The organism is Caballeronia sp. Sq4a, assembly GCF_023170545.1.
GTDB lineage: Bacteria > Pseudomonadota > Gammaproteobacteria > Burkholderiales > Burkholderiaceae > Caballeronia.
Window position 1 is genome coordinate 37,277 of the sequence record NZ_CP084252.1, and the last position, 20,553, is coordinate 57,829.

The window sequence follows — 20,553 nt, forward strand, 5'->3', positions numbered from 1 at the left end:
AAGATTGCCCTGCTGCGCGTTGACGGAGAGACGATCATGAACGCTCGAAGTCCTGCATTGGCTATCGAAATCGATCGGCTGAAGCCGTTGCCGATCTATTTGCAAATATGCGAGCGATTCAGAACGGCGATCGCAGCCGGGCATTTGCGTCCGGGTGAGCGCGTGCCCGCGCTGCGCAATCTGTCGACGCAGTTGAGCACGGCCCGCGGCACCGTCGAGCTGGCCTATTCGATTCTCGTCGACGAGGGCTATCTGCAAATGCGCGGGGCCGCCGGCACGTTCGTATCGCCGTCGCTGCCGGCGTCGGTGGTGCACGGCGCAGTCGAAAATAAGGCGGGCAGCGCGAAGACGCGAGCCGCGCAACGCAGCCAGCCGACGCGATCCGAGGGCACGGTCACCGTTGCCATGAGTGGCGAGCCGCGGCCGTTGCAGCCGGGGCTGCCGGCGCTGGACGCGTTTCCGCGCAAAATATGGAGCCGGCTGGTTTCGCGTCGCGTGCGTAGCGGGGATCGCGCGATGCTCGGCTATCCCGATCCGATGGGCTACAGACCGCTGCGCGAACGCATTGCCACCTACCTCGGCTTGTCGCGCGGTGTCACGTGCCTGCCCGAGCAGGTGTTCATTACCGGCGGATATCGCGCGACGCTCGAACTCGTGCTGCGCAGTCTCGCGCAATCGAACGATCGCATGTGGTTCGAGGATCCCGGCTATCTGCTCGCGCGTAACTTCCTGACGGAGACCGGCGTGCAATTGACGCCCGTGCCCGTCGACGATGAAGGGATGGATATAGCGCGCGGCATCGAACTCGATCCCGACGCGCGCTTTGCGCTGGTCACGCCGTCGCATCAAAGCCCGCTCGGACAGGTCCTGTCGCTGACGAGACGCCTCGCGCTGCTGGACTGGGCGAAGAAGGGCGCGCGCTGGATTATCGAAGACGACTACGACAGCGAATTCCGCTACTCAGGCAGGCCGTTGCCGGCCCTGAAGAGCCTCGATCGGCACGATCGTGTGATCTACACCGGTACGTTTAGCAAGGTGTTGTTTCCCGGCCTGCGGCTCGCGTATGCGGTGGTTCCTGACCGTGCTGTCGAGCGCGTCGGGCGGGTGGCATGCTCCATGAACGCCGGGTCGCCCGCGCTATTGCAGGCTGCCGCGACGGACTTCATCGAGCAGGGACATTTCGCGCGGCATGTGAAGAAGATGCGTGCGTTATACGGGCAACGACGCGTGTTCATTGCCTATGCGCTGGAGCAGGCTTTCGGCAAGCGGTTGAACATCGATCTGCCACCCGGCGGCATCCAGTTCGCCGTGCGGTTCGCTGAAACCTCCAATGGCCCGGTCGACGATGTCGCTGTCGCCGCGCGAGCCCGCGAAGCGGGTCTCGGCGTGCTGCCGCTTTCGATCTGGTATGCGAACGCACGTATGCCGCGTACGCCGCGCGGGCTTGTCATGGGTTTTGCGAACATCACCGATGCGAGTGAAGCGGCTCGTCTTGCCCGGAAGTTGCGAAGCTGCCTGGATCGCTGACGGGGCCGTTTCGATGCCGACGCGAACAGCGCGACGCTGGTACATCGGTTGCTCAGACGAATAGCCTGCGGGACGGTGTCGTGCTGTTGCGATGCTCTCCAGCGGGTAATCTTTGAGAGGAACTCGGAATGAAAACACGTCATCTTGTCACGGCCGCGGCCGCCGTACTTGTTGTTGCGAGCGGCACCGCTCTCGCCCAGGAACAAAGCGCGCCGATGGCCGGCGCATCTCACACCACCGATTCGAGCATGGCGACGTATGGGCCGTCCACTTATCGCGGCTCGGACTATGGCGGCGCCGCCTACGGCGATAGCTCGGCCGGCGCCCGCAACTACGGCGAGTGGGCCAGAGCCCGCAACCCGGCGAACTGCCCGCCGGGACTTACGTGTAACGTTTATAAGGGATCCTGATCACTCCAGCGCGGCTGCCCGAGCAACGTGCGGCCGCCTAGAATTTCGCTAAGCAGGCGAGTCACGCGATCCGCGCGCATGGCTCGCCCGTTGCATTTCACGCGGCGATGCCATTCCGACACCGCCCCGAAAGTCCTGAGAAGCCGCTCAAACAATCTCCTTGCCGAGAAAGCGCGCGCGCATCGGCTTGAGCACCAGAATGGCGAGCACCGCTGTCACGATATCCAGCGTGATCCCGACGCTGAAAACCGGCACCCAGCTACCCGCGTGCTGATGCAGCAGCGCAGCCAGCGGCCCGCCGAAGATTGAGCCGATGCCCTGCGCGATATAGAGCCAGCCGTAGTTCTCGGTCGCGTGGCGCGTGCCGAAAGTATCGGTAAGCGTCGACGGAAACAGCGAGAAGATCTCGCCCCAGCCGAAGAAGACGACGCCCGAGAGCAGCACGAACAACACGGCGTTGTCGCGCGTCAGGAGCCACAACGCCATCGCGACACCTTCCAGCGCAAAGGCGAAAAACATCGTGTTTTCACGGCCGAATCTGTCCGATACCAGCCCGAAGAGCGGGCGCGTCAGACCGTTGGTGAAACGGTCGATGGTGAGCGCGAGCGGCAGCGCGGCCATGCCGAACACGACGACCTTCGTGATCCCGAAGTCCGCCGCGAAGGTCGCCATTTGCGACGTGACCATGAGGCCCGAGGTCGACATCATCGTCATCATGGCGAACATGAGCCAGAAGAGCGGCGACTTCATCATCTGCGAAGGGCGCAGATTTCGCACGTCCGATGCGGCCGTTGCCGATGCCTTCGAGGGCGTTGCGTCGCGCGGCACGCGCAAACCTTGCGATGCGACGAAGCCTACCACCGCGAACGCGATGCCGTAGAGCCAAAGCGTTGCGTCCAGTCCGCGCGCTGCCAGCGATGCCGAGATCGGGAACGTCGTCACGATCGCGCCCATGCCGTAGCCCGCGGCCACTGCGCCCGCTGCGAAGCCGCGCCGGTCGGGGAACCAGCGCACCATCAGGCCGACCACGCCGACATACACGATGCCGGTGCCGAGACCGCCCACGAGACCATAGGTGAGATAGAGCATCGGTGTGCTGGTCGCCATCGACGAAAGCACCCAGCTCAGGCCCGACATGACCGTGCCGAGCGAAATCAGGAGGCGCGGACCGAAGCGGTCGATGAGCTTGCCCTGAAACGGCGAGAAGAACGTCTGCAGGATGATGAGCAGCGAGAACGTGATTTGCAGTTCAGGCAGCGGCACGCCGAGCTTCGTCGACAGCGGTTTGGTGAGCAGCGTCCATACGTATTGCGGGCTGGAAATGGACATCATGCAGAGCAGGCCGAGGCCGAGCTGAACCCAGCGGTGATGCGTCGTGCTCGCGGGCGCGCCTGCTTCTTCGTGCAGTGTCTCGATGCGTGCGTTCATATGCGTTCCCCGAAAAATTTGCAGATAGAAAAGATGAGTCATGCCCTCCGGTCCCGACGAATGCGGTCCGAAAAGTGTTCTAGGCATTGCGGCTTATGGCTTACTAGCGCGCGCCCGTTCCGTGGATGCTCGGATCGTGACCGGCTCGTATTAGTCCATTAGGAGGGCGAAAGATTTGCATATGCTTGGCTCGTCGCCTCGTCACAGGCGCGGAGCATTTCGACGTCGTGGTCGAGTGCACGCAGTGCGTCGGCGGTCTCCGACGGAAAGCGCTGCCGCACTCAGTTGGTTTGCGGCGAATTGCGCGTGCGCCAAAAGCATTGAAGATGTCCTTGTATGCAACGGGAGAAGACAATGCGAGATCCGTGCCAATCCTCGGTGGAAACCCTGAGAGCGCCTTCAAGCAAGGGCTCTTAGCCCGCCATCACTGATCCGTAGCGACACAGCGGGATGCCGTCATATGGTGCGCCGAGACCTTGCCGGTGCGCGCGTAAATGCGACGCGCCCCGACGCGGTGCGCGCGGCGAATGGCGTCGGTAATGGCCGAGTGTTCGTCGCTAAGTCTCTGCGACACTTTCCGCTCACGCGAGCGGGTTCGACGTAAAGCGCGCCGATGTGGCGCGTACACGGGCATTTGCTGCGCGGGCGCGTGCAGCGTACGCTATCGGCTTGGCGCGTCCATACCAGCTTCACGATGCGCCCGCTTCGCGAACGGGGGCGTGCGCCGCGCGACCCGCGAAGGCAGAGCGCTGCTCCAGCCTGAGCGCGTAGAGCTAATCCAAATGAAGCCGACGAAATTCGCCGTCACTGTGGTCTCGCCGCCGGGCTATGCGCATTCCGCCGCGTTTCACGAAGTGGCCGAGACGCTCCACTATGGGCTGCTGTCGATTGGTCAGGACAGCGTAATGACGACAGAAGGACGGCTCGACGGGCGGCGGCACATCGTGTTGGGATCGAACCTGCTGCCCCACCACGCACTGCCGCTTTCGCCCGACGCCATTCTCTATAACCTCGAACAGGTTCACGCGGGGTCGCCCTGGATCACGCCTGCGCTGCTCACGCTCTTGCGTCGTCATGTCGTGTGGGACTATAGCGTGGCGAACGCGCGCGCGTTTGCCGCGCTAGGCGTGCATGTCGATCGCGTGGTGCCCATCGGCTATGTCCCGGAACTCACGCGCATACGGTTTGCCGTACCGCGCGATATCGACGTGCTCTTCTGCGGCTCGCTTTGCGAGCGAAGGGCGCGCGTCATCGACAGAATGCGCGCGGCGGGCATCAAGGCGGTCGCGGCGTTCGGGCTCTATGGGCGCCCGCGCGACCGGCTAATCGCACGCGCGAAGCTGATGCTGAACGTGCACAGCCGCGCGGATAGCGTGCTGGAAATCGTGCGGCTTTCGTATCTGCTCGCCAACCGCTGCGCGGTGCTGAGTGAGCGATGCGCCGACGCGCTCGATGAAGCCCCGCTCGCGCAGGCGATCGCCTTCGCCGACTACGACGCGTTGAGCGCGCGCGCGGCCCAGCTTCTCTCGTCGCCCGCCGAGCGGGAGCGGCTCGCGCGCGAAGGCTTCGCGCAGATATGCTCGCGCCGCGCAGCCGACTATCTGCGCGAAGCGCTCGCATGAGCCGTCGCGCGGAGCGGCCTTAGTCACGAAGCGCATTGACACCACCTATCTGACGCATGCGTTGTCGGCCCGCAACGACCGGTCGTGCGTTTTGTCGGCGTTGGCCTCGTCGCGCGGCGGTCCCTTCATCCAGAACGCAAAAAGGTGCCCAATGGTCTGGTGGCAAACCGACCGACGCGCGACAATCGCTGCCACGGCGATAACCGTCCTGCCAACATGGTTGAATCCTTTCGGCTCGGCGAGCGCGTCGATGTGATGACAAAGGAGCAGTTCAATGCCCGATGTTTGGGACACAATGTTCGAAGGCGGCGGCGAGGTTCGCGCGTTGCTGCGCCAGTACGACTGGAGCGCGTCGCCGCTCGGGCATCCGTCGGAATGGCCGGCGCCGTTGGTTACCGCAGTCAGCATGGTGCTCAACTCGGCTTTCCCGATGTTCGTCGCCTGGGGCCCGGAGCTCGGCTTTCTCTATAACGATGCCTACGCGGTCATCATGGGCCGCAAGCACCCGGCCGCGCTCGGCGGCCGTTTCGAGCAGATCTGGGCGGAAATCTGGCCTGACATCGCGCCGATCATCGACGGCGCGATGTCGAACCGGTCTTCCTATTTCGAGGATCTGCCGCTTACCGTGATACGCCACGGTTACCCGGAGCAGAGCTTCTTCACCTTCTCGTACTCGCCGTTGCAGGACGATTCCGGGCGTGTCGGCGGGATGTACTGCACGGTCATCGAGACGACCGAACGCGTGCTCGCTGAACGGCGTGCCGCGTTCGAGCTCAAGGTGTCGGAGGCACTGCGCGCATTAACCTCGCCAGAGGACGTGGTCGCCCGAGCGAGCGCGCTCATCGGCGAGCAGTTGAAGCTCGCGCGGGTGATCTACGGGGAATGCGACGAAAGCGGTAAGAACTTCTTCGTGCCGCGCGACTGGACTGCGCCGCCGTTGCCGAGTCTCGCCGGAATGGGATTCGCCCTCGACGACTTCGGCCCGGCCATCATCGATCCGCTGCGTGCCGGCGAGGTCGTCACCGTCAGCGACAGCGGCACCGATCCGCGCACGGTCGACTTCGCGAACTCGTATGGACTGACCGGCATCCGCTCGTTCATCGCGGTGCCGCTCATTAAGGCGGGGCGTCTGGTTGCGTTTCTCGGCCTGCACCGGGCCGAACCGTATGAATGGACCGCTAGCGACATGCGGTTCGCGCGCGACATGGCCGAGCGCACGTGGTCGGCCGTCGAGGCAGCGCGCGCGCAGGCGGAACTGCGCGCCGAACGCGATCAAAGCCGCTACATCTTCGACACCATTCGCGAAGGCTTCATGCTGATGAACGCGTGTTCGATCGTCACTTACATGAATGCCGAGGGTCTGCGCATCTTGGGTCGCACGAAGGAGGAGGTGGTCGGGCGCGGCCACGCGCGACTGTGGCCCGAAGTGATCGCCACGGATCTGGCACGCCTCTATCAGCGGGTGATCGAAAGCGGCGAGGCCGGCGCGTCGGAATACTGTCACAGCCGTCCCGACGGCAACGTGGTCTGGGTCGAACTTCGCGCCTATCCGACCGGCGAAGGCGGGATCGCGTCGTTCTTTCGTGACATCACCGATCGCAAGATTGCGGAAGAGAAGCTCAAAGCGGCCGATCAGCGCAAAGACGAGTTCCTCGCCATGCTCGCGCATGAATTACGCAACCCGCTGGCGCCCATATCCGCGGCCGCGCAGCTATTGAAGATCAGCAAGCTGGACGAAGAACAGGTGCGCCGCAGCAGCGCCATCATCGCGCGCCAGGTCGCTCATATGACCGGACTCGTCGACGATCTGCTCGATGTGTCGCGCGTCACGCGTGGGCTCGTCACGCTGGCCCGAGCGCCGGTCGACGCGCGGCTCGTGATAGAGGAAGCCATCGAGCAGGTTCGCCCGCTGACGCAGGCGCGCGCGCAGCGCCTGGCGGTGCGCCTGCCCTCGCACGAGGCGACAGTACTGGGCGATAAGGCGCGGCTCGTACAGGTCGCGGCCAACCTGCTTCATAACGCGTCGAAATTCACGCCCATCGGGGGCGGCATCGAAATAAGCCTCGACATAGACGGCGACCAACTCGCGCTGACGGTGCGCGACGACGGCATCGGCATGGAGGCGGAACTGACGGCGCGCGCGTTCGACTTGTTCACGCAAGCCGAGCGCTCGTCCGACCGCTCTTTGGGCGGCCTGGGCCTCGGGCTCGCTCTGGTCAAGCATCTGGTTGAACTGCACGGCGGGACGGTGGATTGCTTCAGCGCGGGACTCGATGCGGGAAGTACGTTCGTGGTCAGGCTGCCGTTGATGCAGGCGCAGCCGGCGGCAGCCGAGCGACAAGCGGAACAAACGGACTGGGCGCCCAATGAGCGCCTCAAGCTGCTGATCGTCGACGACAATGTGGACGCGGCCGAAGCACTCGGTACGCTGCTCGCGTCGTGCGGACACGACGTCATCGTCGAACATGAAGCGCGGCGGGCGCTGGAGCGCGCGTCGCAGGAGCGTCCCGACGCCTGTCTGCTCGACATCGGCCTGCCGGGCATGGACGGCAACGAGCTTGCGCGGCGCCTGCGCGAGCGCCCGGAGACGGCCGATGCGACGTTGATCGCGGTGACCGGGTACGGGCAAGCGGAAGATCGTCACCGCAGCACGCAGGCCGGGTTCGATCACCATCTGGTCAAGCCGATCGTCATGGAGCAACTGGCGGCGCTGCTCGCGGGCATCGGCGCGAGAACCGATGATTGAGCCCGCATGCGCTGCATGCCTTTACCGCCGCGCTTGCATGGCACGTCGCGGACGCGTCTGAATGCAGCGCGCGGTAGCCTGTCGCTTGCGCGACCCGTTACGCTGTCAGGCAGCCTTTGCGGACCAGCAAAAAGCTAAAGCTTCCAGAAGCCCTGCCGTAAATTGAATGACACGTCATCGGCGCCGAGCCGGATCAATACAAGCGCGCGCCGAAAGCAGTCTTTACCGGCCTTTTTCTCAACTCTATAGAGAAGATACAGCGATGTCCGTTGCATTGGACTCACGTCATAGCGAATGGCATGAAGCGCCCGGTACGTTGGCGCGCTTTCTCGGCGATGCCATTGCAGCGGAGTGGCGACACCTGCGGCCCGGAAGCGCGACGCCAGAACGCTTTCCGTGGTCGCCCGAACTCAGTATGGGCGAAGACGGCCTCGGTCTCGATTCCATCGAACGGCTTTCCATTGCCACGTCAGTCGCGGAACTGACTCAGCTGCACGAGAGCGGACTCGACGATGCGCTCTTGGCCCAGCGCAGCTTCGGCGACTGGCTGAGCGTCGTCGCCAGAGGATTGAAGCAGTACAGCGCCCAACTGGTTTTCCGAACCTCCGGATCGACGGGCAAACCGAAAACATGCGTCCACGCATTAGCCGACCTCGAGCGCGAGGCTGAACACGTCTCCGGAATCTTCGCCGGAACGCGCCGCGTCCTCGCGGCCGTGCCAGCGCATCACATCTACGGCTTTCTCTTCACCGTGCTCTTGCCATTGAGTTTAGGTGGCATCGAGGTCATCGACGTTCGGCACGTCACGCCGTCTGCATTGCCGCGCATGATGGCATCGGGCGATCTATTGGTCAGTCATCCGGCGCATCTGGCGCTGCTTGCTCGCTTCGCAGGCTCGATTCCTCGTGGCGTAGCGGCGTTGACATCGACTGCTCCTTGCCCGCCGCAACTCGCGCAAGCCCTGATTGCCGAGGGGACGTTCGATCGCGTGCTGGAGATCTATGGAAGCTCCGAAACGGCTGGCGTCGGTGTGCGCGAGCTTCCTGCGCCGGCTTTTCAGTTGATGCCATTCTGGACGCGAGACGCCGCGGACGCCACTCGACTCATTCGCGTTGCTGAAGACGGTCGCGAAAGAAGCGTCGCGCTGCAAGACCGTGTGCAATGGATGACCGAGGACAGCTTCATCGTTCGTGGTCGAATGGACGACGCCGTGCAGGTGGCCGGCACTAACGTCTTCCCGGCGCGGGTGCGTGAAGTGTTGTTGCAGCATCCTCACGTCGCTGATGCCGCCGTCCGTTTGATGGACCCGAGCGAGGGTGCTCGATTGAAGGCATTCGTTGTTCCGGCAGCGGGTGTCGACATTGAACGGCTCTCGATCGAACTCGACCGATGGACACTGGCGCGACTGTCCGCTCCGGAACGGCCTAAAGGTTTCACGTTCGGTGAACGACTTCCTGTCAGCGACTGCGGCAAGCTCTCTGACTGGCGCGTGTAGGCCCCAACACGCGAACGCACCGCAGCCCGATTGTCGCCCACGATAAAGTATTCGAGCTTGCTGCCGTTATAGCGTGCGAATGACGATCCCTTCACGCGGAGAGAAGAATAATGATTGGCCAGTCTACTTTCAAGCATACGTTCGATTCAGTGTTATTCGACGACCTCGTCGCAGCCGGTGAGCCCGAGCTCGACGAACTCGAATTCGGAGTGATCGGATTCGACGCGACTTACGCCGTGACTCACTACAACGCTCTGGAATCATCGAGCGCGGGACTGAGCGCCACTCGCGTCCTCGGCAGACATCTGTTCGAAGAAGTCGCGCCGTGCATGAACAACTTCATGGTGGCGCAACGGTTCGAGGACGAAGCCGAACTCGACGAAGTGCTGCCGTACGTTTTGACGCTGCGCATGAGGCCGACGCCCGTGCAACTGAGGCTCATGAAGTCCAGCCGCAGCGAAACCCGCTTTCTTCTCGTGCAACGTCAGACCGGCAAGTGAACGTCATGACCACCGTGGAAGGCGCATTGGAAGCGGAGCACGAGGCGCTGCTGTCGTTCATGTATATGTCACCCATCGGCATCGTCCGGAGTGGCTTGAATGGCGATGTGGACATGCTCAATCCAGTCGCGGTCCAGTTGCTCATGCCGCTTGCCGGGCGCATGGGCGTCGGCAATGTGTTCGAGAGTCTGACCAACGTCGCGCCGGAGTTGCGCAACCTCGTGTCGAGCTTTCCGGCGGAGCGGGGTCGGGTTTGCGAGGGCCATCGAATCGTGATCGCGCCCAGTGCCGATCGCCCGATGGTCCTGTCATGCAACATCATCAAGGTCAACAGCAGTACGTTGATGATGACGCTCTCCGACATCTCGCGTCAGGTCGAGGCCGAACGACGCGCGAGACAGCATGAGTCATGGCTCGCGGGCATCTATACGAGCGTCAACGATTTCGCCTTTTTCACGCTCGATGCCGCTGGCCGCATCGACAGCTGGAATGCTTCCGTCGAGCAACTCACGGGCTTCGGCGCGGAAGAAGTGCTTGGCCATACGCTGGACCTCTTTTACGCGCCCGAGGCTGTGGATCCGTATTGCAGCCCCGAGCATATTTCGCTGACGCGCGAGGAGGGCTGGCATATTCAGGAGCGTTGGTGCGAAAGCAAGCAGGGCCGCCGCTATGCCGCGCAAATCCTGGTCGCCGTCTTGCGAGAAGATGATGCGGACATCGCAGGATATTCGGTCGTCGTACGCGACGTCTCCGAACGCAAGATTTCGAGCGACGAACTCACTCGCCTTCTCACCACCGATCATCTCACCGGCGCGGTCAATCGCGCGCATTTCTTCAAACTCGCGGAGAAGGAGCTGGCGAGAACGAGGCGACTGGGCAAAGAGTTGTCTGTCGTGATGATCGATGCCGACCATTTCAAGCGAATCAACGACACCGCCGGGCATCAAGCGGGAGACCTCGTTCTGACGCAGATCGTTCAGAAGGCGAAGGCGCATTTGCGGTCCATCGACCTGCTGGCCCGACTCGGCGGCGAAGAGTTTTGCCTGATGCTTCCGGGAACGTCTCGTGAAGAGGCGCTCGTCATCGCGGAACGCGTGCGCGCAACGATCGCGGACACCGAGATCGATACAGGCGCCGGCCCGATACGGGTGACGGTCAGCGCGGGCATTGCCTCGTTATCCGATGCGACGTCTTGCGTGACCGATTTGCTGGCCGCAGCCGACAAGGCACTGTATGCCGCCAAGGCAGCCGGTCGGAATCGCGTGGAACTCGGTTGAGGGCAGGCACTCTTTGTGCGCTTACTTTGCGCAATCGTCCCTGGCATGTCTGTTTGGTCGTCGAGGAACCTAAGAAGCTCGACGCATGAGAATGAGTGAAAATCGATGCAACGGCGTAGCGATGTCACGCCACGGATCCCAGGATAGCGTCACAACGCGCGGCGCGACAAGCGAGGAAGCGCTCTGCGAGCAGCACGTGGAAGAGGCTGTCGAGTCTTCGGCCGACTCGGTGTCCGCGAACGAAGCATTGATGGAGTTTCTCTATCGGGCGCCGATAGGGCTTCTTCAAATCTCGGCACTCGGGGTGATCGAGATGATCAACCCGATGTCGGCCCGCTTGCTGATGCCGCTGTCGCCGGATGGCAACCTCGTCAACCTGTTCGACGTGCTGGAGACGATCGCGCCGCAATTCCGGCGAATGGTCCAGGAATACGAGGCGCCTGCCGGACCGGTTTGCGATGCGGTACGCATCACGGTTCCGCATTCTTCCAGAAGCACGATTGCCCCTCAGGTCTTGTCGATCAGCTTGCTCAAGCTCGACCGTAACCACCTGATGGCCATGGTGAGCGACGTAACGCTGGAATCGCAGCGCGAGCAGTCCATTCTGGACAAGAAGCTCGGCGAGGCCGCGCGCCGGGACAAGCTGACCATGATGCCGAACCGCACGTCGATCTGCGAGTTCATTCAGGGTGGCATGCACCATCGAAATCCGGATGAGCGCCGCAATTTCAGTGTGCTATTCATCAATTGCGATCGCTTCAAGCAGATCAACGATTCTCTCGGCCACTCCACGGGCGACGAAGTATTGGCGGAGGTCGCCAATCGATTGATGACGACACTGGGTCTGCCCGATTCGCAGAACGGCCAACATGACAGCGGCCTGCTGGCGGGTCGGCTCGGGGGCGATGAGTTCGTCGTGGTGATCGGCGAGCCGCGATCCGAATCGGACGTTCTCTCGCTTGCGGATCGGCTACTCAGTGTGTTGAGCGAACCATACCGGATCGCTGGCCAACAACTGCACCTTAGCGTGAGCATCGGGATCGTCCACTCGACCACGTCGAACGCGCACCCCGACGCGATACTTCAGGACGCGAGCATCGCGATGGTGGAGGCCAAACGTCGCGGCGGAGCGCGGCATGTGAGTTTCGAACCTTCCATGCACGAGCGCGCTGCGCGTCGGGCGCAGATGGAAAATGATTTGCGTCGTGCGATCGGAAATCAGGAGCTCTTCGTCGTCTATCAACCGGTCGTCATGCTTGCGCCGACTGCGGACCGCTGGTCGTTCCCGCCGCATGCCGCCGCTGTCGAAGCACTGGTGCGGTGGCGTCACCCGGTAAGAGGCGTCGTGCCGCCGGTCGAATTCATCGGCGTCGCGGAGGAATGCGGCCTGATCGGCGCATTGGGCGAATACGTGCTGGATACCGCGTGCCGCCAGTTCGTCGCATGGAAAAGAGAGTTGGGGCGCCTGGCCCCGCGTCTTCTGGCGGTCAATCTCTCTCGCGCCCAACTGACGGACGAAGGATTCGTCGCCTACGTTTCGCGTACGCTGCGAGACAGCGGCATGAATCCCGGCGAGCTGCAACTGGAAGTAACCGAGAGCCTCGCCGCGCAGGATGAAACCGTGCAGGCCACGTTGCAACAACTCAAGTCGCTTGGATTGACCCTGGCGCTCGACGACTTCGGCACCGGTTATTCCTCGCTTTCGAGCCTGCACCAGCTACCCGTGGCTACGGTGAAGATTGATCGATCCTTTGTCAGCCAGGCAGTGCAGAGCGCGCATCATCGCGTGCTGATCGAAGCAACGGTGCGCGTGGCGGCGAGCCTGAACATGAGCACCGTTGCGGAAGGAGTCGAAACCGAGGCGCAGGCATCCGTGGTCCGCTCGCTCGGCTGCGAGAAAGGGCAGGGCTATCTGTTCAGCAAGCCGATCGTGTCGGAGGATCTCGTCAGTTGGCTGAAGAGCAATGACGCGTGACGCGACACGTTGATCGCCAGTGGCTTCTCCTCGCGCCCACTCTGTACTCACTGCTTCAATAAGCGCTTGTCACGCCTCTCTGGCGATGCTTTGCTTCTCGCCCGCTTAACGCCTAAAACAGGAATTGTCGGGCGATGTGATGCCCGCCAGTTCAACCGCAGGGGAGGCGCAAGTGAGCTATCAACTGATGGGAAGCATCCTCGAAGTGTGCGAGTGCAAGATCCTGTGCCCGTGCTGGGTCGGCGAAGATCCGGACAGCGGCACGTGCCGTAGCGCGCTCGCCTATCACTATGACAGGGGCGTGATCGACGGCGTCGATGTCTCCGGCAGGACGGTCGCGTTCGCCGCGTTCATTCCCGGCAACGTGCTGAAAGGCGGCTGGCGCGTCGCGATGTTCATCGACGATCAGGCGAGCGACGCTCAGTTCGATGCGCTTGCGAGCGTGCACCGTGGCGAGCGCGGCGGACCGCTCGCGGACATCGTGAAGCTCATCGGCGAGATGGTGTCGGTACAACGCGCGCCGATCGAGTACGCGGTGGCCGAAGGCCGGGGCAGAATGAAAGTCGGGGACGTGGTGGAAGCCGACATGGAGCCTTATCGCGGTCCGACCGGCGAGCCGACTCAACTTGTCGAGAGCATCTTTTCGACGATACCGGGGTCGCCCGCCTTCGTCGCCAAGGCGAGTTCGTTCCGCCTGCGGTACGACGCGCTCGACCTCGATCTGAACTTGAGCGGACACAACGCCATTCAAGGATCGTTCAGCTTCTCGTCATGAAAACGCAGCCGCGCGCGCGGCTTTTCGCGCCGCTTTTCATCGCGTTGACGGCGAGCGCGTGGATCGTGCTCTGGATTTGGGACGCCGGGCCGTACGCGCGCTACCTGCACCTGGCGGACTGGAGCGACCTCGCGGGCATCGGCGCGTTGTGCCGCGCGCTGCCCGGCGCGAGCGCGGCGCTTGCGGCAATGCTCTACAGCGCCGCATGGCTCGTGATGATCGCCGCGATGATGCTGCCGACCGCCTTCCCGCTCTTCGACGCTTTCGCGCGCATGACCGTTGCGCGTGAAGACAGGCGCGCGCTGATTGCCTTGCTGATCGCCGGTTATGCGGCCGCGTGGGCGATCTTCGGTCTGCTCGCGCACGGCTTCGACGCGGCGCTTCATGCGCTCGTGGCACGGTCGCCGGCGATGTTCGCGCACGCCTGGCTCGTCGGGGCGGCGATTGCCGCCGTCGCGGGGCTCTATCAGTTCAGCGGGCTCAAAGAGCGGTGTCTCGACAAATGTCGCTCGCCGCTCATGTTCATCGCCGGGCACTGGCGCGGCCGGAGCGCGCGCCGCGAGAGCTTCATGCTGGGCGCGAGTCACGGCGTCTTCTGTGTCGGCTGTTGCTGGGCGCTGATGCTGGTGATGTTCGCAATCGGGACCGCGAGCGTCGGATGGATGCTGGCGCTCGGCGCGATCATGGCCGCGGAGAAGAACCTTCGCGCGGGCAGGCGCATTGGCAAGCCGCTCGGCGTCGCGCTCATCGCGTGGTCCGCGTGGCTCGTCGTGCAGCACGCGATCATCGCATGAGGTGGTAGCGGCTTCACACGCGAGTTGACCGGCGCAGGCGGGGAGCCGGTGCATGGGAAAGTCGATCAAATTGCTCTAATCACCGACAATCACGCAAGCCATCCCTATTCTCGCGTTGAAAGGACCGTCAATGCATGTTCGCCAGCTCACTCCATCCGACGCGTCATCATTCGTCTCTCTGCGGCTTGCCGGACTGAAGGAGTGTCCTGCCTCATTCGCTTCCAGCTATGAAGAGGAAGCGAGTCGCTCGCTGCATGAGGTCGAGAAGCAACTCGCAGCGGAGCGAGGCCAAAGCGTATTCGGCTCCTTCGATGGAACCCGCCTGGTCGGCGTCGCGGGCCTCGGACGCGAGCACCCGCGAAAGCTGAGTCACAAGGCGTTTGTCTGGGGCGTCTATGTCGCGCCGGACATGAGAGGCCGAAGCATCAGCAGAGCGCTCATTGTCGAACTCATCGAGTTCGCGCGGCTTACGCCTGACACCACGCAAATCAACCTCACCGTTAACGCGAACAACGAGTTCGCCATCCGGCTATACGAGTCATTGGGCTTCGAACCCTTCGGACTAGAGCGAAACTCGTTGTTGGTTGACGGATGCTTTCACGACGAGATGCACATGTCGCTGAAAATCGATCGCCGGACCGCGTCGTAGGACGCCAGGATGAAGCGGCAATCGCGCATCGACTTCAATCGCGAAGCCTAGGCAGCCGCTTCCTCACCGACCTGTAACGCGCCGAACCTCTCGGACACCTTTTGAGCGAGGTCGATGAGTCGATAGCTGATCCGGTTCGGCTCGATCATCGTTACGATTTGGTACGTGCCGCCCGTTTCAGGGTCGAAGGCTCGCGAAATCTGCGTGGCGTCGGTCGGCCCCGACATGGTCAGCACAGCGTCTACCGCAAACGCGAGCGTGAGCCCGTCGACCACGACCACCAGCGCCTGCGGCGGCTCAGAACGCTCGATGTCGCTGCCCGCCGCCAAGTTTAGGTTCACGAGCTCGACGAAGTCATTGCGCCAGTCGATCAGTCCAAGGCTCGCCGGGTCTACGCCGCCGCGCACTTCGACCTTGGGATTCGTCACGATCCCGGCCACGTGTTCGATGTTCGTCGCGTAAGGACGTCCCGCCACCGAGAAGACAATGTAGGAACCGGTATAGGCCGCTGCCGCGTTCACCGTGGCCGAAGTCTTCTGCGTAGCTGCGGTGCGCGGTAGATGCATCAGGCGTCCGCTGCTGGAAAGCGCTTCCGGGTTCAGAACCAGCGCCGTTCTGCTTCGAGAGGTACCGATAGCGCCGAAGAAGAAGCCGGGTTCGGCAAAGGCAACGGGCGACACCGGCCGTATGTCCTTCGGCGCCAGCAGTACCAGTTCTGAAAGCTCATCAACGGCGAAACCGGTCACGCGGTCACCGTGTGCGAGGACGAGCAGATACTTGCCTTGCCCCGTTTCGCGCTGGGGAAGGCCCAATACCGCAGGAAGGTCCATCACGGCGAGGTCCGCCCCCAACCAGTGCGCGACACCCAGAAATGTGGTGTTGCCCGGACTCGGCTGCTGAAGCTCGGGCATGGGAATGACACATCGGACGGCGAGCGCGTCGACGCCGAGCAGGTGCTCGCCGCAACGTACGATCGCGTGCTGTCTACGTCGCGACTTCTCATCCTCGTTCGAGCTAGCTCGTGGGCTTCCAGAGTCGCGCGGCCGAACCGCCTTACGAGCAGCCCTTCCCGCCGTTGCTTCGTACAACGTATGAATGTTCGAAATTCCGATGAGGGACGACGGGTCTCCGAGCGCGGCCAACACAGGAAAGAGGCCCGCTGCGGATTCATGGTCTGGCGCGAGCGTAATCAGGCTATCTCGGTCGATTGCTTCGGTTTTGCCGACTGCATCGACTTCTATACCGAACACGGCGTCGCCCTGGCGCAGAACGATGACGTGTCTCGCTGGCTCGTGCGCGGTCTCATCGGGGCAGATAAGTGCGTAGGTATCGAGCGTGGCAACGGCGTCGCCGCGCAGCAGGAAATATCCCTTCATGCTGGCCGGCTGACCCGGAATCTGCTGGTAGGCGCAAGGCGCTTCCACCGCCTCCACGATGTGCTCGACCGGGATCCCGAAGCGGATCGAGCCGACCTGCACGACGCCGACAACAAGGGCTGACGAATCCATCATTGCGTCTGGCGGGACAGCGCGGCCACGGTGGAAGATGAACGAACCGCCGCTTCGCCGCCCGTTACCAGCGTAAGCTCGCGCAACAGTTCGGAAACGGTACGCGTGGCGGTTGCCTGCTTCTCGGTTACCTGATGGATTCCGGCGATGGTCTCGGTCGTACGGTTCACGCCGGCGCGAATACGGTCGAAGCCGTTGGCTGCGCGTCCCGACGTTTCGCTCCCGGTCTTGATGCGATGCACGGACTCGTCGATGTGGCGACGAATCTCGTTGGTCGCCTGCGAACAACGCTCGGCCAGCCGACGCACTTCGCTCGCGACGACGGAAAAGCCCAGTCCATGCTCGCCTGCGCGCGCCGCTTCGATGGCTGCGTTGAAGGCGAGCATGTTGGTCTGCGTGGCGATCTCGCTGATGACCTTCACCACTTCGCTGATACCGGCGGAGGACTGCTCGATCTCCTTGATCGCCGACATCGATTCAGCCAGCGTACGGCCGCCCGTATCCGCCTCGGCCTGCGTTTCGGTCGCGACTGCCGTTGCCTCGCGCGTGCGCGTGGCGATGCCGTCGATGGACTGGGACAGCTCGTCGATCTTCTCGCTCATGGCGATCAGACTGGCCTGCATCCGGCGCTCGCGCTCCACTTGCGCGGTGATGTCGCTCGCATACTTCACGATCTTGTAGGGCCGTCCGGACTCGTCGAGCACGGGGTTGTACGTAGCCTGAAGCCACACGCGGTATCCGTGCTTGGAGACGCGCTCGAAGCGCCCGGCATGATAGTCGCCGCGGCTCAGTCGCGCCCAGAAGTCGCGGTATTCGGCCGTCGCAGTCGTTTCGGGATCGCAGAACATCCGGTGATGCTTGCCGACGATCTCGCGCAGCGTATAGCCGATCGCATCCGTGAAGTTCTGATTGGCGGCCAGAACGTTGCCTTCGAGGTCGAACTCGATCACCGCATTCGCGCGGTCGATGGCGGCCAGCCGGCCATCTCGTTCAGCGACGCCGCGTTTGAACTCGGTGATGTCGGAGGCGAACTTCACGATCTTGATGAGCCGGCCGTCCGCGCTATAGATCGGGTTGTACGTCGCCTGAATCCACACCTCGCGGCCGCCCTTCGCGATGCGCTTGTACTGCCCAGCGTCATACTCGCCGCGCCCGAGCTTTTCCCAGAACGAGCGATAAGCGTCCGTATTGAGGTACGACGGCTCGCAGAACATCCGGTGATGCTGGCCCTTCACTTCTTCGAGGCTGTAGCCCATCAGATGAAGGAACAGGTCGTTCGCCGCAAGGACGTGGCCATGCAGATCAAACTCGATGACAGCTTGAGCGCGCTCCATCGCCCGCACCTTGCCGGCGTGATCGTCGGCGAGCGTGCGCGCGCCGGTAATGTCGGTGGCGACCTTCACGATCTTCTGGACATTGCCGCTTTCGTCGAGGACAGGCGTGTACGAGCCGTGAATCCAGACTTCCGAGCGCGTCTTGTTCAGGCGTCTGAACTCGCCGCTCGCTTCGCGTCCGGACGCGAGCATGATCCAGAAGTCCTGGTATGCCTGACTGTTGGCGTATGCGGCGTCGCAGAAGATGCGGTGGTGGGATCCGACCACCTCATCGGCCCGGTAGCCCATCAACGTCAGGAAGTTGGCATTCGCGCGCAGAATCACGCCGTCGGGCGAGAATTCGACGACGGCTCGCTCTTTCTCTGTGGTGGCCCACAAGGAGCGCAATTCCGCGAGGGGCTTCTGACCGGCTGCTGCCGCGTTCGACGCGCATACGGTGAGGGAGGGTTCGGCGTTCGTGTTCATGGTTCGAGTCTTTCCAGAGCGTGCTCGATGGCTGTCAGGGCTTAGGCGGGTCTTAGGCTCTTGTTAGCGGCACCATGACGGCCGATCTTTAGCCGTATCGCGGAAAGCAAGCGCTCAAGTATGCGTCGGGTTTTGCCGACAAGACATCGATCAAAGACCTATCCTTAGCCCAACGAGTAACGATGTCCGAGTATCCAGTTTTATATAACGAAGAAGACAGACTTGATGCAGTCGCGCAATGCGGCTTGCTCGACACGCCCGACGATCCCCGGCTCGACCGCATCACGCGACTTGCGGCGTACGTCACGGCGTGTCCGATCGCGCTCGTGTCGATCGTTGCCGCGCACCGGCAGTGGTTCAAGTCGCGGCACGGGCTCGCGGTCAGGCAAACGCCCCGTGATGTCGCCTTCTGCAACTATGCGCTCGTCGAGCCGGGCATTTTCGTGGTCGAAGACGCAACGAAAGATGATCGCTTTCGAATAAACGCACTCGTGACGGGCGACCCGGGCATCCGGTTCTATGCGGGCATCGCGATCACCGGGGCGAGTGGCCACCGTTTGGGCACCTTATGCGTGATCGACAAGTCTCCTCGGGCGCTGTCGCCTGTTCAGAAGCGCTTGTTCGAGGATCTCGCGGGCTGTGCCGCCGACATTTTGCGCGTGGTCGAAGCCGAGATGACCGCGCGGTAAGAGAGCGGCAATCGATCGACGAAGCAAAGCGCGGCAGTCTCATAGACGGCGCGCGCTTGTCGCGCGGCTGATACGCTACGTCTTTCGCCCAAAGGAAGGACCGCCGTGTTGAAGATCGATCCCGCCCGCCTCATGAACGACCTCGAGCACCTGCGCAGCTTCGGCGCGAGGGGTACCGGCGTCGTGCGTCTCTCGCTGTCGCCGGTGGATATGGACGCGCGCCGCTGGCTGGCGCAGCGCATGAACGAGGCCGGGCTCGATGCATCGATCGACGGCGTGGGCAACGTATTCGGCCGCTCGCGCAATGACGGCCCGGCGTTGCTGATCGGCTCGCATACCGACACGCAACCGACCGGCGGCTGGCTCGACGGCGCGCTCGGCGTGATCTACGGCCTCGAAATCGCCCGCGCGCTTGGCGAGTGCGACGCGACGCGCCATCTCGCTGTGGACGTCGCGTCGTGGATCGACGAGGAAGGCACGTTCTCGGGCTTTCTGGGCAGCCGCAGCTTCGTCGGCGAACCCGTCGACGAGGCGATTCGCAGTGCGCGCAATCGCGAAGGCGTTCTGCTCGGCGACGCGCTTGCACAGGCCGGCATCGCGGACGCGCCGCGCGCACGCATCGACCGCGCGCGTCACAAGGCGTATATGGAGCCGCACATCGAGCAGGGCGGCCGGCTGGAGGCGCATGGCCATGCTATCGGCGTGGTGACGACGATCGTCGGCATACGCGAGCTCCGGGTGCGCTTCACGGGGCAGCGCAATCATGCGGGGACGACGCCGATGTCGATCCGCCGCGACGCGGGCGCGGGGCTCGTCGCGTTCATTGCGCGCATGAACGACGCATTCGAGCGGCTTGCCGATGCCGATACCGTGTGGACGGTCGGCCGCATCGATCTCGATCCCGGATCGTTCAGCGTGGTGCCCGGTTCGGCCGACATGTACCTGCAATTCCGCGACGCCGACGCGCAACGCCTCACCGCAATGGAAGCCGCGCTCGCCGAGCTGATCCGCGACTTCAACGCGCAAGAGAAGGTGAGCGTCGAGATACGCGACATCGAGCCGCCTGAAGAACCCGTTACGATGGACGCGGCGCTGCAGGCCCACCTCGCGGATGCAGCGGAAGCGCTCGCGCCGGGCCAATGGGAGCGCATGCCGAGCGGCGCGTCACACGACGCGCAGGTGCTGGCGCATCATCTGCCCGCATGCATGCTGTTCGTGCCGAGCATCGGCGGAGTCAGCCATGACTTCATCGAGGATACGGCTCAGGCGCACATCGTACTGGGTTGCGAAGTCGCGGCGCATGCCGCAGCGAAGATTCTGCAAGCATTGCGGGGATAGGCGGCTGAGAATGCGGCGTGG

At 63.1% G+C, this 20,553-nt stretch carries 16 protein-coding genes; 13 read left to right on the plus strand and 3 right to left on the minus strand.

What is annotated here, in order from left to right:
- Positions 1-36: 36 nt before the first annotated feature.
- Together LDZ24_RS19800 and LDZ24_RS19805 are read left to right on the plus strand one after the other, a co-directional pair.
- A complete protein-coding gene (locus LDZ24_RS19800) occupies positions 37-1,527 on the plus strand; it encodes a PLP-dependent aminotransferase family protein (RefSeq protein WP_248323819.1) in 1,491 nt (496 codons plus the stop codon).
- Between the two features lie 128 nt (positions 1,528-1,655).
- Entirely contained in the window at positions 1,656-1,937 is a 282-nt protein-coding gene (locus LDZ24_RS19805) for a hypothetical protein (protein ID WP_248323820.1), read from the plus strand.
- 147 nt (positions 1,938-2,084) lie between these two features.
- Here the strand turns inward: LDZ24_RS19805 and oxlT are convergent, their stop codons facing one another.
- Positions 2,085-3,365: an oxalate/formate MFS antiporter gene (gene oxlT / locus LDZ24_RS19810; RefSeq protein ID WP_248323821.1), complete on the minus strand. Its 1,281-nt coding sequence runs from the start codon at positions 3,363-3,365 to the stop codon at positions 2,085-2,087.
- Between the two features lie 782 nt (positions 3,366-4,147).
- Here oxlT and LDZ24_RS19815 point away from each other — a divergent pair.
- The 9 genes from LDZ24_RS19815 (at position 4,148) to LDZ24_RS19855 (ending at position 15,198) form a co-directional block, all read left to right on the plus strand.
- On the plus strand, positions 4,148-4,987 hold the full coding sequence (locus LDZ24_RS19815; RefSeq protein WP_248323822.1) for a glycosyltransferase: 840 nt from the start codon (positions 4,148-4,150) through the stop codon (positions 4,985-4,987).
- Between the two features lie 274 nt (positions 4,988-5,261).
- On the plus strand, positions 5,262-7,733 hold the full coding sequence (locus tag LDZ24_RS19820; RefSeq protein ID WP_248323823.1) for an ATP-binding protein: 2,472 nt from the start codon (positions 5,262-5,264) through the stop codon (positions 7,731-7,733).
- 262 nt (positions 7,734-7,995) lie between these two features.
- Positions 7,996-9,228 carry an AMP-binding protein gene (locus LDZ24_RS19825; RefSeq protein WP_248323824.1) on the plus strand — a complete coding sequence of 411 codons (1,233 nt, stop codon included), beginning with the start codon at positions 7,996-7,998 and terminating at the stop codon, positions 9,226-9,228.
- 110 nt (positions 9,229-9,338) lie between these two features.
- Positions 9,339-9,728 carry a phosphonate transporter gene (locus LDZ24_RS19830; protein ID WP_248323825.1) on the plus strand — a complete coding sequence of 130 codons (390 nt, stop codon included), beginning with the start codon at positions 9,339-9,341 and terminating at the stop codon, positions 9,726-9,728.
- A 347-nt stretch (positions 9,729-10,075) separates the two neighbouring features.
- Entirely contained in the window at positions 10,076-11,005 is a 930-nt protein-coding gene (locus LDZ24_RS19835; RefSeq protein ID WP_248324230.1) for a sensor domain-containing diguanylate cyclase, read from the plus strand.
- An 85-nt stretch (positions 11,006-11,090) separates the two neighbouring features.
- Positions 11,091-12,980, plus strand: coding sequence for a bifunctional diguanylate cyclase/phosphodiesterase (locus LDZ24_RS19840; RefSeq protein ID WP_248323826.1), 1,890 nt, complete (start codon positions 11,091-11,093; stop codon positions 12,978-12,980).
- A gap of 172 nt (positions 12,981-13,152) precedes the next feature.
- Positions 13,153-13,755 carry a DUF1326 domain-containing protein gene (locus tag LDZ24_RS19845; protein WP_248323827.1) on the plus strand — a complete coding sequence of 201 codons (603 nt, stop codon included), beginning with the start codon at positions 13,153-13,155 and terminating at the stop codon, positions 13,753-13,755.
- Positions 13,752-14,549 (plus strand): DUF2182 domain-containing protein, encoded by a 798-nt coding sequence (locus LDZ24_RS19850; RefSeq protein WP_248323828.1) that lies wholly within the window; start codon positions 13,752-13,754, stop codon positions 14,547-14,549. Before LDZ24_RS19845 ends, LDZ24_RS19850 begins: the two co-directional genes overlap by 4 nt.
- Before the next feature lie 130 nt (positions 14,550-14,679).
- Positions 14,680-15,198: a GNAT family N-acetyltransferase gene (locus LDZ24_RS19855; protein ID WP_248323829.1), complete on the plus strand. Its 519-nt coding sequence runs from the start codon at positions 14,680-14,682 to the stop codon at positions 15,196-15,198.
- Positions 15,199-15,245: 47 nt separating this feature from the next.
- Here the strand turns inward: LDZ24_RS19855 and LDZ24_RS19860 are convergent, their stop codons facing one another.
- Positions 15,246-16,709 (minus strand): chemotaxis protein CheW, encoded by a 1,464-nt coding sequence (locus tag LDZ24_RS19860; protein WP_248323830.1) that lies wholly within the window; start codon positions 16,707-16,709, stop codon positions 15,246-15,248.
- Positions 16,706-18,505: a PAS domain-containing methyl-accepting chemotaxis protein gene (locus LDZ24_RS19865; protein WP_248323831.1), complete on the minus strand. Its 1,800-nt coding sequence runs from the start codon at positions 18,503-18,505 to the stop codon at positions 16,706-16,708. Before LDZ24_RS19865 ends, LDZ24_RS19860 begins: the two co-directional genes overlap by 4 nt.
- 182 nt (positions 18,506-18,687) lie before the next feature.
- Here LDZ24_RS19865 and LDZ24_RS19870 point away from each other — a divergent pair, with 182 nt between their 5' ends.
- Together LDZ24_RS19870 and LDZ24_RS19875 are read left to right on the plus strand one after the other, a co-directional pair.
- The gene (locus LDZ24_RS19870; RefSeq protein WP_248323832.1) at positions 18,688-19,194 is read left to right on the plus strand and encodes a GAF domain-containing protein; all 507 of its coding nucleotides are present in this window, start codon (positions 18,688-18,690) and stop codon (positions 19,192-19,194) included.
- A 105-nt stretch (positions 19,195-19,299) separates the two neighbouring features.
- Positions 19,300-20,532, plus strand: a complete 1,233-nt coding sequence (locus tag LDZ24_RS19875; protein ID WP_248323833.1) for a Zn-dependent hydrolase — start codon at positions 19,300-19,302, stop codon at positions 20,530-20,532.
- Positions 20,533-20,553: the final 21 nt, after the last annotated feature.